The organism is Companilactobacillus hulinensis, from assembly GCF_003946555.1.
In the GTDB taxonomy this organism is placed as follows: Bacteria; Bacillota; Bacilli; order Lactobacillales; family Lactobacillaceae; genus Companilactobacillus; species Companilactobacillus hulinensis.
Genome location: NZ_RHOO01000001.1, coordinates 122,428 through 137,239 on the forward strand (window position 1 = coordinate 122,428; position 14,812 = coordinate 137,239).

Annotated in this window: 13 protein-coding genes; 12 read left to right on the top strand and 1 reads right to left on the bottom strand. The window is 36.4% G+C overall.

Features of this window, described 5'->3' with window-relative positions:
• The 8 genes from yfmH (at window position 1) to EKM66_RS00595 (ending at window position 8,803) form a co-directional block, all read left to right on the top strand.
• Window positions 1-1,227 carry an EF-P 5-aminopentanol modification-associated protein YfmH gene (yfmH, locus tag EKM66_RS00560; RefSeq protein WP_125760588.1) on the top strand — a complete coding sequence of 409 codons (1,227 nt, stop codon included), beginning with the start codon at window positions 1-3 and terminating at the stop codon, window positions 1,225-1,227.
• Between the two features lie 10 nt (window positions 1,228-1,237).
• On the top strand, window positions 1,238-1,957 hold the full coding sequence (gene ymfI, locus EKM66_RS00565) for an elongation factor P 5-aminopentanone reductase (RefSeq protein WP_125760590.1): 720 nt from the start codon (window positions 1,238-1,240) through the stop codon (window positions 1,955-1,957).
• Between the two features lie 65 nt (window positions 1,958-2,022).
• A complete protein-coding gene (locus tag EKM66_RS00570; RefSeq protein WP_125760592.1) occupies window positions 2,023-2,880 on the top strand; it encodes a helix-turn-helix domain-containing protein in 858 nt (285 codons plus the stop codon).
• Window positions 2,881-2,991: 111 nt separating this feature from the next.
• Window positions 2,992-3,576 carry a CDP-diacylglycerol--glycerol-3-phosphate 3-phosphatidyltransferase gene (gene pgsA, locus EKM66_RS00575; RefSeq protein WP_125760594.1) on the top strand — a complete coding sequence of 195 codons (585 nt, stop codon included), beginning with the start codon at window positions 2,992-2,994 and terminating at the stop codon, window positions 3,574-3,576.
• Window positions 3,577-3,599: 23 nt separating this feature from the next.
• On the top strand, window positions 3,600-4,154 hold the full coding sequence (locus tag EKM66_RS00580) for a CinA family protein (protein WP_125760596.1): 555 nt from the start codon (window positions 3,600-3,602) through the stop codon (window positions 4,152-4,154).
• Window positions 4,155-4,275: 121 nt separating this feature from the next.
• Window positions 4,276-5,412 (top strand): recombinase RecA, encoded by a 1,137-nt coding sequence (gene recA / locus EKM66_RS00585; RefSeq protein WP_125760840.1) that lies wholly within the window; start codon window positions 4,276-4,278, stop codon window positions 5,410-5,412.
• Between the two features lie 129 nt (window positions 5,413-5,541).
• Complete coding sequence (rny, locus tag EKM66_RS00590; protein ID WP_125760598.1) at window positions 5,542-7,107, top strand: ribonuclease Y; 1,566 nt, start codon at window positions 5,542-5,544, stop codon at window positions 7,105-7,107.
• A gap of 610 nt (window positions 7,108-7,717) precedes the next feature.
• A complete protein-coding gene (locus tag EKM66_RS00595; protein ID WP_125760600.1) occupies window positions 7,718-8,803 on the top strand; it encodes a glycosyltransferase family 4 protein in 1,086 nt (361 codons plus the stop codon).
• Window positions 8,804-8,849: 46 nt separating this feature from the next.
• Here EKM66_RS00595 and EKM66_RS00600 read toward each other — a convergent pair whose 3' ends face one another.
• Window positions 8,850-9,479, bottom strand: coding sequence for a YigZ family protein (locus tag EKM66_RS00600; RefSeq protein ID WP_125760602.1), 630 nt, complete (start codon window positions 9,477-9,479; stop codon window positions 8,850-8,852).
• Between the two features lie 28 nt (window positions 9,480-9,507).
• Here EKM66_RS00600 and EKM66_RS00605 point away from each other — a divergent pair, with 28 nt between their 5' ends.
• The 4 genes from EKM66_RS00605 to secA all read left to right on the top strand — a co-directional run bounded on the left by EKM66_RS00605 (window position 9,508) and on the right by secA (window position 14,767).
• Window positions 9,508-10,803, top strand: a complete 1,296-nt coding sequence (locus EKM66_RS00605) for a DEAD/DEAH box helicase (protein WP_125760604.1) — start codon at window positions 9,508-9,510, stop codon at window positions 10,801-10,803.
• Entirely contained in the window at window positions 10,800-11,480 is a 681-nt protein-coding gene (locus EKM66_RS00610; RefSeq protein WP_125760606.1) for a ComF family protein, read from the top strand. Before EKM66_RS00605 ends, EKM66_RS00610 begins: the two co-directional genes overlap by 4 nt.
• 93 nt (window positions 11,481-11,573) lie before the next feature.
• A complete protein-coding gene (gene hpf, locus EKM66_RS00615) occupies window positions 11,574-12,122 on the top strand; it encodes a ribosome hibernation-promoting factor, HPF/YfiA family (RefSeq protein ID WP_125760609.1) in 549 nt (182 codons plus the stop codon).
• Between the two features lie 284 nt (window positions 12,123-12,406).
• Window positions 12,407-14,767 carry a preprotein translocase subunit SecA gene (gene secA, locus EKM66_RS00620; protein WP_125760611.1) on the top strand — a complete coding sequence of 787 codons (2,361 nt, stop codon included), beginning with the start codon at window positions 12,407-12,409 and terminating at the stop codon, window positions 14,765-14,767.
• Window positions 14,768-14,812: the final 45 nt, after the last annotated feature.

Sequence of the window (14,812 nt, forward strand, 5' to 3'; positions counted from 1 at the left end):
ATGGCCGAGAAACTAGAAAAATATTCTAAGAAACTTAAAAATGGTTATGAAATCGAAGTGGTTCCACTTCCAGGATACAATCAGGTATACGGTCTTGCTATGACAGACTTCGGTTCTGTTAATACTCGCAACGGAGAATTACCCGCTGGAATAGCACATTTTATTGAACACAAATTATTCGCCAAGCCAGGATATGATGTATCTGAAAAGTTTGCTGAATATGGTGCCAATTCTAATGCCTATACGAGTTACACCAAGACAGCTTACTTATTTCAAACTTTGGAGAATCCATATGACAATCTGAAGGTTTTACTAGATTTAATTCAGAATCCACATTTTACTGAAGAAAATGTTGCCTCTGAAAGGGGTATTATTGATCAAGAAATTCAAATGTATTTGGATATGCCTGAATGGGTACTTGAACAAAGAATTTTGGGTCAGTTGTATCCAAATGATCCAATTTCCCAAGATATTGCTGGGTCTAGTGAATCATTACAACAGATCAATAAAGATAATTTGTTGGAAACGTATCGACAGAATTATCGTCCTAGTAATATGGACTTAGTAATTGTTGGTGATGTGGATTTTGAAAAAATTGAAAATATTGTTGAAAATTCTGATTTTCATGGTGTGACAGATATTTTACCTCCAGCTAAGCAAATATTTGAACCCATCGGTGCTGGTGGACATGAAACAATGGAAATAACTCAGGGTCGTTCTGCGTATGGAATTAGAATAGATGCTGATGTATCAATGCCAGAGTTGGTAAAATTACAATTTGAACTCAATATGATTATGGAAATTCTAATTGGTGAAGCCTCAGATAATTATGAAAAAATGACCAATTTAAACATAATTGATGACAGTTTTTCGTATAATGTTGTTGCAGAAAACAACTATTGTTTTATCATTGTAAGTGGGTCAACAAATTATCCTGAAAAATTTCAAGAATACTTACGCAAACATTTGTCATTTAATGAACTAAAAGACGTTTTGGATGAGAAACGATTTGAACGAATCAAACGTGATGCAATTGGGTCATATTTGTTTGCTCAAAATTCTCCAGATGCAATTGCCAATCAAATGGCAGAATTGTACTTTTATGATGTTGATTACTTGCAATTAATTAAGCTGATTGATTCAATCAGTTATGATGACGTTTTACGAGTAGCCGAGCAATTTATCACAGATGATAATTGTACCTACTACAATATTTTGCCAAAATAGGAAGTATTTTATGTACGCATTAGTCATGGGAAGTTCCGGTGATATTGGTACGAGTGCTGCGAAAACATTAGCCGCAAAGGGCTGGTCGCTGTATCTTCATTACAATAAGAACCGTCAACGAATTGCTAGTCTACAAAGTGAACTAGCTGAAAAATATCCACATCAGGATTTTATTCCAGTTCAATTCGACATGGAGTCGGATAAAGTGGAGACGCTGACAAAGCAAATATACGGATTGGATGCAATCGTATTTGCTCAAGGTAATACTTATTACAAGTTGTTAGTTGATATTCAAGAAGAAGAGATCGATGCTCTTTGGAACATTCATATCAAATTGCCAATTCTGATCTTGAAAGAATTACAGGATAAGTTAGCACTAACACATCATGGTCGAGTCGTTTTCATTGGATCTATTTATGGAAAGATCGGTTCTGCTATGGAAGTTGTTTATAGCACCGTTAAAGGCGCTATGACGTCATTTGCGGATGCGTATGCAAAGGAAGTTGCCTCACTTGGTATCTCAGTTAATGTGGTGGCTCCCGGTGCTGTTAATACCAAAATGAATGCTGAATTTTCATCTGAAGATTTGGAAAGCATTAAGGAAGAAATACCTGCAGATAGGTTGGCAAACCCTGATGAGATAGCTGATTTAGTCAGTTATTTGGTCAATATTAAGTCCAACTATTTAACGGGACAAACGATTTATTTTGCTGGCGGTTGGTTGTTATAACGTCGTTGGTAGTTCAGTAATAATATATGTTATACTTAGAAAAATTAGTTAATCGGTGGTAAATAATGGACGAAATTGGCCAAAAGTTAAGAAATGCACGTATAAAAAAAGGATATACAATTGATGACTTGCAACAAGTCACAAAGATCCAAAAGAGATATTTAATTGCGATTGAAGAAGGACAATTTGATCATTTGCCCGGCGATTTTTATGTGCGCGCTTTTATCAAACAATATTCAGATGCTGTTGGCATCTCAAGTGATGATTTATTAGAAGAATACAAGGCAGAAATCCCTGATTCTCAACCTAAAGAACCAGTTCAAAATGAAGAAAAGAAGAATACTAGATCAATTAAAGAAGAGTCTAGTTCGTTTTTCTCAAACTTAGGCAACTATATTCCTCAGATTATTGTTGGAATTATTGTAGTTGTAATTATCGGTGTTATTGCTTTTGGAATGATGCACAGAAGTTCAAGTTCTTCTAGTGTAACGATTCCAAAGGACAATACCGAGAAGACAACTAAGAAGAGTTCAAGCGATACTTCAAAGAAGTCTACAAAGAAGGCAGCTAAGAAGACACCTGTAAAGAAGTCAACTGAACTTACTGTTAAAGAATCAGATACCAAGGGTACATATACAATTACTAACTTACCTACTGATGGTACTGATGTTGAAGTTTCAGCTGATAACGGACAAGCTTGGATTCAATTCGAAGAAGGTTCGAACACTACATGGCAACAAGCTTTGAGTGCTGGTGAGAAGAAATCAACTAAGATCACTAGCGACATTACTACATTCTCAATTCATACAGGTAATATCAATAATACTAAGGTAAGTATTGGCGGTAAAGCGGTTGATTTGAGTAGTGTAAGTTCAGGTGATTCAATTGTTCAAACTCTTACATTTAATGTTGAGAGTAAGTAATTAAAAATAATAAAGAGGCTTAAACTTAACGTCCCAGCCTGATAAAATATATGAGGTTGCGGTTTAGTCCGGCCTCATTTTATTTTGCAAAAAATCGGAGGAAATTAAAAAATGGTTTGGAATTTACCAAATAAATTAACTATGTTACGAATTATCTTGATCCCAATATTTATTGTTTTATTGGCATTCAATTGGACTGGATTGGGCGATATTTATGTTGCTAATGATCTGATTCCGATGAATCATGTATTTGCAACCCTTGTGTTTGTTATTGCATCATTAACTGATTTGGCTGACGGTAAAATTGCACGTGCCAATCATCTTGTTACAAATTTTGGTAAATTTGCTGATACATTAGCTGATAAGATGCTAGTTATGACAGCATTTATCTTCCTTGTTGAGTTAAAGATGGCTCCAGCTTGGGTCGTTGCAATTATTGTTTGTCGTGAATTAGCCGTTACAGGATTAAGAATGATTGTTCTTGAAGAGGGTGGTAAAGTTATGGCTGCCCAAATGCCTGGTAAGATCAAAACGACTACTCAAATGTTAGCCATCATCTTCTTATTAATGCATAACATTTTCTTCTCAGCCATTAACTTCCCAATTGGTGAAATCTTCTTATATATCTGTTTATTCTTTACTATCTATTCAGGTGCTGACTACTTTATTCAATCAAGAGACATATTCAAAAAATAAAACGTAATTTAGAAGTGAGAACAATGAAAAACGAAAAAACTTTTGCTCAATATCGTGAAATTATCGAAGCTGCAGATTTTGAATCTGGTATTCCAGATGACTTGAAATCTATTGCTGTAGATACTGTGAATCAACTTAAGGAACGTAATCTAAGTATTTCTGCTGCTGAAAGTTTAACAGCGGGTCTGTTTCAAGCTGCTATCGCTAATGTCCCGGGTGCTTCTCAGATCCTAGGCGGAGGCTTTGTAACTTATTCTGATGAATCAAAGGTCAACTTGCTACATATTGATGAAAATATCGTTAATAAATATACGGTTGTTAGTCCCACTGTCGCGCAGGCAATGTCAGATTCAACTGCTAAAATTAACGGTGCTGATATTGGAGTTGGTTTGACTGGAGTTGCTGGACCTGATCCACTAGAAGGTAGTCCAGTGGGGACGGTTTTTATTGGAGTTTATGATAGATTAAGAGATTCGTGTGTAGTTAGAGAGTTTCATTTTGAGGGTTCAAGACGTGCAGTCCGTTTGAAGTCGGTCGTTATTGCGTTTGTTCTCGTACAAAGACTCATTCATCAATGATTTATTTTTTTGAACAAACATTTGTTCGCTTTTTTCTTGCTTTTTTGAATAAGAACTAATAAGATACTAATGATGAATGCATTAGGAGGAAACTAATTTGGCTAAAGAAGAACAAACAAGAATTGCAGACGAGGCTGGACGCAAACAAGCACTAGACAAGGCTTTGAAGGCTATCGAAAAAGATTTTGGTAAAGGTGCAATCATGCGTATGGGTGACGATACAGACACTCAAATCTCAACTGTCTCAACTGGTTCTTTAGCACTAGACAACGCCCTAGGTGTTGGTGGATTTCCACGTGGTAGAATTGTTGAAATTTATGGACCTGAAAGTTCTGGTAAAACAACTGTAGCGTTGCATGCCGTTGCTGAAGTTCAAAAAGAGGGCGGTACTGCCGCTTATATTGATGCTGAAAATGCTATGGACCCTGCATACGCTACGGCATTAGGAGTTAACATTGATGATTTGCTTCTTTCTCAACCAGATACTGGTGAGCAAGGTTTGGAAATTGCTGATGCTTTGGTATCCAGCGGTGCGGTTGATATTGTTGTTGTCGATTCTGTTGCTGCTTTGGTACCACGTGCCGAAATCGAAGGTGATATGGGTGATGCCCACGTTGGTCTTCAAGCACGTTTGATGTCGCAGGCTCTACGTAAATTATCAGGTACTATCAATAGAACTAAGACTATTGCATTGTTTATTAACCAGATCCGTGAAAAAGTCGGTATTATGTTTGGTAACCCTGAAACAACACCAGGTGGCCGTGCTTTGAAGTTCTATTCAACTGTACGTCTAGAAGTACGTCGTGCTGAACAAATCAAAGATGGTTCAGATGTAATTGGTAACAAGACTAAGATCAAGGTCGTTAAGAACAAGGTTGCTCCACCATTTAAGGTTGCTCTTGTTGATATCATGTATGGTCGTGGTATTTCACAAACTGGAGAGTTAGTCGATATGGCGGTTGAAAAAGATATCATTGATAAGGCTGGTTCATGGTATTCATACAATGGCGAGCGAATCGGACAAGGTCGTGAGAACGCTAAGGCATTCTTAGCTGCTAATCCAGAGAAGATGGCTGAAATCCGTAAATTAGTTCGTGATGCTTACGGTATGGATGGAAAACCAAAAGATGATGATAAAGATTCAGATGATAAAAAAGATTCTGATAAATCTGATAGTAAATCAAAGAGTGAAAAGGCTCCCAAAACAGCTAGTACAGAGCTAGATTTGGGTAGTGCAAAAGAAAAAGAGACCAAATAGGGTCTCTTTTTTGCTTTTTATTTGGTTGACAGGTGATATTTATTCTATAATATAAACGTTGTATGTAAAAATTCTGTAATAATTGCTTTTACAAACAAATAATTAAAGAAACGATTTGGAGGTGATGGCATGTATCATGCTATCGTAACCTTCTCTTTCGCGCTAATAACATTAATTGTGGGTATCTTCTTCGGATATGCATTCTGCAAGGATGCCTACGAAAAAAAACTTTCACAAGCTAAACAAACAGCTGATGATATTATTGCCAATGCTAAGAAGTCTGCAAAATCTCTTAAAAAAGAGACTTTGCTTGAGGCAAAGGACGAAATTCATAAGTATCGTGAAGAGCAAGAGAATGATTTGAAGGAACGTCGTAAAGATGTTCAGAAACAAGAGAATCGTGCCCTTGAACGTCAAGATATTCTTGATAGAAAAGACCAATCGCTTGAAAAACGTGAGGAAAATATTGAGAAGAACGAGAATAATATCACAGCTAGACAACATAAACTTGATGATAAGGATAAACAATTGACTGCAACTCTTGAAGAACAAAAGGCGGAATTAACTAGAGTAAGTAATCTAACTCAAGAACAAGGTAGAAAGATTATTCTAGGTAATTTAAACAAAGAGTTGACACATGAACGAGCTACGATGATCAATGATAGTACTGAACAAGCAAGACAATACGCTGATAAAGAAGCAAAAGCACTTATTGTTGCTGCTATTCAACGTAGTGCGGCAGATACTGTTTCAGAATCTACCGTTACAACGGTTTCATTACCTAATGAAGACATGAAGGGACGTATTATTGGCCGTGAGGGTAGAAATATCCGTACGATCGAGGCCCTTACAGGGATTGATTTAATTATTGATGATACTCCTGAGGCAGTTGCTCTTAGTGGATATGATCCAATTAGAAGAGAAATTGCTCGCATGGCTTTGGAGAAATTGATTGAGGATGGTAGGATCCATCCAGCTAGAATTGAAGAAATGGTTGATAAGGCTAGAAAAGAAATGGATGATCACATTCGTGAAGTCGGTGAACAAACTATTTATAGTTTGGGAATCAGCTCAATTAATCCTGATCTGATTAAGATTATCGGTCGTATGCAATATCGTACAAGTTATGGTCAAAATGTTTTGAGTCACTCAATTGAGGTTGCTAAATTATCCGCCATAATGGCAGCTGAGTTGGGTGAAGATGTTATGCTAGCAAAACGAGCAGGGTTATTACACGACATAGGTAAAGCTATTGATCGTGAAGTTGACGGTTCACACGTAGAAATAGGTGTTGATATCGCAACTAAATATAAAGAACCAGAAGTAGTTATTAATACAATTGCTTCGCACCATGGGGATGTAGAACCAACTTCTTTGATTGCCACTATAGTTGCTGCGGCTGATGCAATTTCAGCTGCTAGACCAGGTGCTAGATCAGAGTCAATGGAAAATTACATTCATCGTCTTGAGAAACTTGAAGAAATTGCTAATAAGCATGAGGGTGTTGATCATTGTTATGCTATTCAAGCAGGTCATGAGATTCGTGTTATGGTTAAACCAGAACAAATTTCAGATGATCAAGCAGCAATTCTTTCTAGAGATATTAAAAACGAAATCGAAGAGAATCTTGAGTATCCTGGGCATATTAAGGTCACAGTGGTACGTGAGGTCAGAAAAGTTGAATTGGCTAAGTAATTAAGTCGATTTGACCAATATAGAAAATATAGGGGGACTGTGACTACTATTAGTAGGTGCGGTCTTTTTTTGTTTTCTGTTGTCGCTTACGGTTATAAAATATTTCATATGTCGTGGGAACCTGATTGAGCCAAAAAGCGGTCTCAATCCTCGACTTGAAGCTTTGCTCTGCAAATCTCCAAGTTCGTTCCATTCCGTAATGAACGGAAAGGTCTTCGTTCAAACGGCATTTTCACGACGTATGAAATATTTTATAACCTCCAGCTAATGTAGCTAAATTTCTAATTCTGAAGTTTATCTAATGTTTTACTGGGTTAAAAAATAGCAGAAAAAATAGTCGGAAGTCAAAAAGGATGAATCCACTGTGATAGTGCTGTTGGACGGTGAGGTTACCGGCCTTACAGCACAGGATAACTTTTGAAATCTGCGGTCCATGCAGAGTTCAAAAGCAAGTCTTCAGACCGCTTTTTGGCTGAAGACGGTCCCACAGTAGATTCATCTTTTTTGACTGGAGACGTGAAAAACCTTTAACAATTAAGTTTTGGTATTACAAGCAATTATTGTATAATTGAAATATTATGAGAAAGTGAGTTTCGGGGGTAATCCGTGTATGTTTAATGTAATAGTGTATTTGTTTTTGACAATGATATTGTCAGCCATAATAACTCCCTTTGTAATTAAACTTGCTTACATTTTGGGTGCTGTTGATAATCCAAATGCTCGTCGTGTGAATAAGAAACCAATGCCTACAATGGGTGGGTTAGCCATTTTTATTGCTTTTACATTTTCGACTTTTGTATTATTGAGGAATCAATTTCCTAGTCATGAGTTATTCAGTGTTTTTTTGGCTGAATGCATTATTATTCTGACAGGAATCATTGATGATATTAGAGAATTGTCTCCGAAAGCAAAAATGGCAGGTATTTTCGCTGCTGCATTGGTTATTTATTTCTTAGCTGGCATCAGAATGAATGAAGTTGTATTACCTATTTTTGGAGCTTTCAAACTTGGCTGGTGGAGTTTTCCAGTTACAATAATTTGGATTTTGGCAATTACCAACGCTGTTAACTTGATCGATGGATTGGATGGGTTAGCAACTGGTGTTTCAATAATTGCCCTGTTCACCATGGGAGTTGTTGGTTATTTCTTCTTAAATATAACTAATGTTTATGTGTCTGTTTGGATTTTTGCACTGGTAGCCGCCTTATTAGGGTTTCTACCGCATAATTTTCACCCTGCTAGTATCTTCTTAGGAGATACTGGGGCACTGTTCATAGGCTTTATGATGGCTGTATTCTCACTTAAAGGATTGAAAAATGTAACTTTCATTTCTGTGTTAATTCCGGTCATCATCATGGGAGTGCCAATCACAGATACTGTGTATGCAATGTTAAGAAGATTTCTTAATAAGAAGCCAATTACGCAAGCTGATAAGCATCATTTGCACCATAGATTGATGCAACTTGGATTGTCACATCGACAAACAGTATTAGTTATTTATGGCTTATCATTGATCTTTGCGTTCATTTCATTGCTTTATCCACTATCAAGTTTGTGGGGCAGTGTGTTATTAACGATTGGTGTGTTACTTGGCTTAGAGTTATTCGTGGAGTCGATAGGACTTCTTGGTGATAATAGGCAGCCATTGTTGCGAGCAATACAAAAGATGGTTAAGAGATTAGAAAAGAAAGAATAATAAAATAAGGAGAATGCCATTGGCATTCTCCTTTTTATGTGAAATTTTAAATTGCGACTTGTTTATAAACTTGTTCGGTTTCTTCAAGTGAAATTTGATTTTGAAATTGATTTTTAATATCTTGAACTATTTCTTTATGATTTTCTAAATCTAGAAAAATATTGCAAGTTACATCTGTTGAAAAAGCCTTATCTTCAAGAATTATTTTTTCGTTCTTAGCGTAGTTCTCAAATTTATCATAAAGGTGGTAAGGAACAGTTAGTTGATATCCCTGTTGAAGGCGATTCTCTACTAAGCCGATTTCTTTGATTGCATCAGCTGTAGTTGATGAATATGCACGAATTAATCCACCTGCGCCTAATTTGATACCGCCGAAGTATCGTGTAACGACAGCAGTAACGTTCTTTAGATCATTTTGTTGAAGAACGTTCAAAATGGGGGATCCAGCAGTTCCACTTGGCTCACCATCATCGGACATTCTTTCTATTTCAACGTTTTCCAGAACGATAAAGGCTGTACAGTTGTGAGTTGCACTAGATTCTTGTTCACGAATTTTTTGAATAAATTGTTTTGCCTCATCCTCAGAAAAAGTCTGAGCAATGTGAGCTATGAAACGTGACTTTTTAATATCTTTTTCGAAGCTTCCCGTTTCAGCTATAGTTTTATAATTTTGCAAATGTGTTTTTCCTTTCGTAATTTAGTTTATGGAAAATTTAAATGAATATTTGGGTGGTCGTATATTCAATACGGCAGAATTAGATGTGACACAAATTAGATTATTGAATGAAATTGGCAGTAAACAGGTTGATGCAATCAAAAATAATATTTGTCAGCGGTGTTTAATGCCAGTTATTAATAATTCCAGATTAACTTATTGTCGCAACTGTATCAACCTTGGTAGGATCAGTGGAGGTAACAAGCTGATAATTTCACCGGCAGAAGCATTATTCAATCGGCAGAGCACACCTATGAACTGGTCAGGTGAATTAACCGTGATGCAGAAAAAGGCGTCTGAGGAGCTAATTACGGCTTACAATACAGGAACTGATCATCTAGTGTGGGCCGTTACAGGAGCCGGCAAGACAGAGATGATTTATCCGATGATTGAACGAGTTATTCTTGACGGTAAGCGGATAGCGATATGTTCGCCCCGTGTCGATGTTTGTATTGAGTTATTTCCAAGAGTACAAGCAGCATTTCCACAGACTAGTATTGGATTATTTCATGGTAGAAGTGAGGAAAGATATTCATTTACTCAAATAATGTTGTCAACAGTGCATCAATTGATAAAATTCGAGGGTGCATTTGATGTTCTGGTTATTGATGAAGTTGACTCTTATCCGTTGGCAGGAAACAAGATGTTGGAACAAGCTATTTATAAAGCAAAAAAATCTACAGGTAATTTGATCTTTTTGTCAGCAACGCCACCAAGAGAATTACTCGAAGATGTTAAAAATCAAAAAGTAACTATTTCTAAATTATATCAAAGATTCCATACTTATCCTTTACCGGAACCTAAGTGTCACATGCTATTCAAAAGTAGTGATTTTTGTAAAATAAATCCTAGATTGAAATATAGAATTCAGAAAATGATCGATACTGGTCAAAGATTCATGCTGTTTTTTCCAAAAATTCCAGCTATGTTGAGCTTTGCTAATAATTTAAAAAATATTTTTCCTGAGTTAACTTTTGTCGATGTTAGTTCAAAAGATGAGCAAAGACTGGAAAAAGTCCAAAAGTTTCGTGATAAAAATGTTCAAGCAATTTTGACTACAACTATTCTGGAGCGTGGAGTTACTTTTAAAAAAATCACGGTAATGGTTATTGATGCTGATGCTAAAGAATTTTCAAAAACATCATTGATTCAAATAGCTGGTCGAGCTGGTCGTGCGAGTGAATCGCACGATGACGAGGTTCATTTCTATTATCAAAGTTACAATCGTCAAATAAAGCAGGCATGTGCAGAAATAAACTACTTGAATCGGCAGGCAAAAAAATGAAATGTTTGAGTTGTGGTAATTCAGTTATAAATGATTTTGATTTGAAAGTTCTATTTGGATTTAAAGAATTTATACCGGACAATATTTGTCAGTTTTGCAGGCAACAGTTAAACTGGCTTGATCCAGACAATGGCTGTATAAGATGTTATAAGCAGATCAATGAGAATATATGTGATGACTGTTTGATGTGGGAGAAAAAATATAATATTATCAATTGCCATAAATCTTTGTTTGAGTATAATCAGTTCATACATAGTTATTTTAAAAACTATAAAAGGTATGGCGACATCTTATTAGCAGAGTTGTTTTCGAAGGACTTGTACCAGTGGTCCAGGTCCAATAAATTCGATTTAATTACGTATATTCCGGCAAGCAATGGGCATTTACAGGCAAGGGGTTTCGATCCCGTATGGGAAATGTATCGACAAGCGTTTGACTTAACGTCAATGCTAACTAAAGTTGATGCAGATAAACCACAAGCTCAAAAGAACCGCTATGAAAGACTTCAAACGCCACAAACCTTTTATTGTCATTCCAATAACCTTGATATATCAAGGAATAGCAGTGTTTTAATTTTGGATGACGTATATACTACAGGCCGCACCATGACGCACGCGAGACAAGCCTTAGAAATAGTAGGTTTCAATAATATTTGTACTTTTTCATTATCTAGGTAGTGAAACCGTTGTCACATCACCGGAAGAATTATATACTTAGAGAGAAGAGTAGATACACTCTTTAATTTCCTATCGTCGGAAGGAGAGATTCTTATGTTAACAATTAATGTTCGTGGTGAAAATATCGAGGTAACACCAGCTATTCGTGACTATGTTGAAAAAAGACTATCAAAGATGGAAAAATATTTCAGTGACGACAGCAATCCAATTGCTCACGTTAATTTGAAGACTTATCCATCAAAGGGTACAAAGGTTGAGGTAACTATTCCACTTCCATACATGACTCTTAGAGCTGAAGAGATCAACGATGACATGTATGCCGGAATTGACTTAGTTATTGATAAACTTGAAAGACAAGTTAAGAAATTTAAGACACGTGTAAATCGTAAGGGACGTGAATCAGGCAGTATTAAGGATATTCCTTTAGATGATGTATCTGCTGAAGACGCTAAGGAAGACGAATCACAAATCGTCAGAACAAAACGTTTATCACTAAAACCAATGGACGCTGAAGAAGCAGTTCTACAAATGGAAATGCTTGGACATGAATTCTTTATATTCGAAGATGCCGAGACAAATGGCGCAAGCATCGTATACAAACGTAACGATGGTAAGTATGGTTTGATCGAAACAAATGAATAGGAAATTTAAAAAAGTTAGGACTTTATGCCCTAGCTTTTTTTATTTGCTTGGAAAGAAATTATTTTGTGGTTTGCATTCGTAAGTACGAGTATGCTTTTTGTATGGCTGAGACTTGCGACTGATAAGATTTAGGATTTTTTAATTTTGTGCAAAATACACCAAAAATATACAAATATGGTGTAGTATATTAACTCTGGAAGACTCTATATAATTCTGAGTTTAAAACAATCTAAAAAAATGCTACTATTAAGAGTATGTTTAGTATTTAGGAGAGATTATTACATATGGCAAATCCATTAAGAAAATGGGTCGAAAGCGACAAAAGAGAAGTTAAACGTATGGGCAAGATTGCCGATAAGGTTGAAAGTTATGCTGATGCATATAGCAAACTTTCAGACGAAGAACTTCAAGCTAAGACTCCTGAATTTAAAGAAAGATTAGCAAAAGGTGAAACTCTAGATGATATTCTACCTGAAGCCTTTGCTACAGCCCGTGAGGGTGCTAAAAGAGTATTAGGACTTTATCCATTTAGAGTTCAAATTATTGGTGGTATTACACTTCACGAAGGTAATATTGCTGAAATGAAAACTGGTGAAGGTAAGACTTTGACTGCCACATTACCAGTTTATTTGAACGCGCTTGCAGGAAAGGGTGTTCATGTTGTTACTGTTAATGAATATCTATCATCCCGTGATGCAAAAGAAATGGGTGAGTTATACAACTGGTTAGGACTTTCAGTAGGTCTTAACGTCAACAGCATGGATTCAGAAGAAAAACGTGCTGCATACAATTGTGATATTACTTATTCTACAAATAGTGAACTTGGATTCGATTACTTGCGTGATAACATGGTCGTTTACAAAGAACAAATGGTTCAACGTCCATTACATTATGCTATCGTCGATGAGGTCGATTCAATCTTGATTGATGAGGCTAGAACTCCATTGATCATTTCTGGTGCCGCTGAAAAATCTACAGCTATGTATGTTCGTGCCGATAGATTCTCTAAGACACTTGAAAAAGATGATTACAAGATCGATTGGCCTACAAAGTCAATTAGTTTAACTGAAACAGGTATTAGAAAAGCTGAAGATTACTTCGGTTTGGATAACCTATATGATATTGATAATACTGTCTTGAATCACCATTTGGACCAAGCACTTCGTGCCAACTACATTATGACTCTTGATATTGATTATGTTGTGCAAGATGGCGAAGTTAAAATTGTTGATCAATTTACTGGTCGTGTTATGGATGGTCGTCGTTATTCTGATGGATTACACCAGGCTATTGAAGCCAAAGAAGGTGTTGAGATCCAAGATGAAACTAAGACAATGGCTAACATCACTTATCAAAACTTCTTCCGTATGTATGATAAGTTATCAGGTATGACTGGTACTGCTAAGACTGAAGCAGAAGAATTCAGAGAAATCTACAACATGGAAGTTATTTCAATTCCAACTAACAAACCAGTTATTCGTGATGATAAGGATGATTTGCTATATCCTACATTGAAGAGTAAATTTGCGGCTGTTGTTGAAGATATCAAGAGAAGACACGCAAAGGGTCAACCATTACTAGTTGGTACTGTTGCGGTTGAATCTTCAGAATATCTATCTAAGTTGCTTGATAAAGAGGGTATTCCTCATGCTGTCTTGAACGCTAAGAACCATGCTAAGGAAGCTGAAATTGTTATGAACGCTGGTCAACGTGGCGCCGTAACTATTGCTACCAACATGGCTGGTCGTGGTACTGATATTAAACTTGGACCTGGCGTTAAAGAAGTCGGTGGTCTATGTGTTCTTGGTACAGAACGTCATGAATCACGTCGTATTGATAATCAGCTTCGTGGTAGATCTGGTCGTCAAGGTGATCCTGGTGTTACACAATTCTACATGTCACTTGAAGATGACTTGATGAAACGTTTCGGTTCAGAAAGAATCAAACGTGTTCTTAAGACATTGAAGATTGAAGATGACGATGCCGTTATTCAAAGTAAGATGATGACTCGTCAGGTTGAATCTGCTCAAAAACGTGTTGAAGGTAATAACTACGATACTCGTAAGAATACCTTGCAATATGATGATGTTATGCGTGAACAACGTGAAGTTATCTATAAAGAAAGAATGGAAGTTATTACTGAGGACAAGGATCTTGACCGTGTTCTTCTACCTATGATCGAGCGTACTATCAAAGTTACTGTTGATGTACATACTCAAGGTAAACAAGAAGATTGGGATCTTGCTGCCATTGCTGACTTTGCAACATCAGCCTTAGTAAGCGATAAGGATTTCAGTGTTGTTGATCTTCAAATGAAGTCAGCAGATGAAATTATTAAGTACCTAATGGACTTTGTTAATAAGAACTACGAAGCTAAGAAGGAACAACTTGGAGATCCAGCTCAAATGCTAGAATTTGAAAAAGTTGTTATCCTTAGAGTTGTTGATGAACACTGGACAGATCATATTGACGCGATGGATCAATTACGTCAATCAATTGGTCTACGTGGTTATGGACAATTAAATCCACTTGTTGAATATCAAGAAGAAGGATATCGTATGTTTGAAGAAATGGTTTCAGACATTGAATATGATGTAACTAGACTATTCATGAAGGCCGAAATTAGACAAAACATGGAAAGATAAATCGGCAGGCCGCTTGGCCTGTCTTTTTTTATAAAGGTGATAATT

Excerpts from the sequence above, each read along its gene's own strand:
- yfmH (WP_125760588.1), top strand. The coding sequence starts at position 1 with ATGGCCGAGAAACTAGAAAAATATTCTAAGAAACTTAAAAATGGTTAT.
- ymfI (WP_125760590.1), top strand. The coding sequence starts at position 1,238 with ATGTACGCATTAGTCATGGGAAGTTCCGGTGATATTGGTACGAGTGCT.
- EKM66_RS00570 (WP_125760592.1), top strand. The coding sequence starts at position 2,023 with ATGGACGAAATTGGCCAAAAGTTAAGAAATGCACGTATAAAAAAAGGA.
- pgsA (WP_125760594.1), top strand. The coding sequence starts at position 2,992 with ATGGTTTGGAATTTACCAAATAAATTAACTATGTTACGAATTATCTTG.
- EKM66_RS00580 (WP_125760596.1), top strand. The coding sequence starts at position 3,600 with ATGAAAAACGAAAAAACTTTTGCTCAATATCGTGAAATTATCGAAGCT.
- rny (WP_125760598.1), top strand. The coding sequence starts at position 5,542 with ATGTATCATGCTATCGTAACCTTCTCTTTCGCGCTAATAACATTAATT.
- EKM66_RS00595 (WP_125760600.1), top strand. The coding sequence starts at position 7,718 with ATGTTTAATGTAATAGTGTATTTGTTTTTGACAATGATATTGTCAGCC.
- EKM66_RS00605 (WP_125760604.1), top strand. The coding sequence starts at position 9,508 with ATGGAAAATTTAAATGAATATTTGGGTGGTCGTATATTCAATACGGCA.
- EKM66_RS00610 (WP_125760606.1), top strand. The coding sequence starts at position 10,800 with ATGAAATGTTTGAGTTGTGGTAATTCAGTTATAAATGATTTTGATTTG.
- hpf (WP_125760609.1), top strand. The coding sequence starts at position 11,574 with ATGTTAACAATTAATGTTCGTGGTGAAAATATCGAGGTAACACCAGCT.
- secA (WP_125760611.1), top strand. The coding sequence starts at position 12,407 with ATGGCAAATCCATTAAGAAAATGGGTCGAAAGCGACAAAAGAGAAGTT.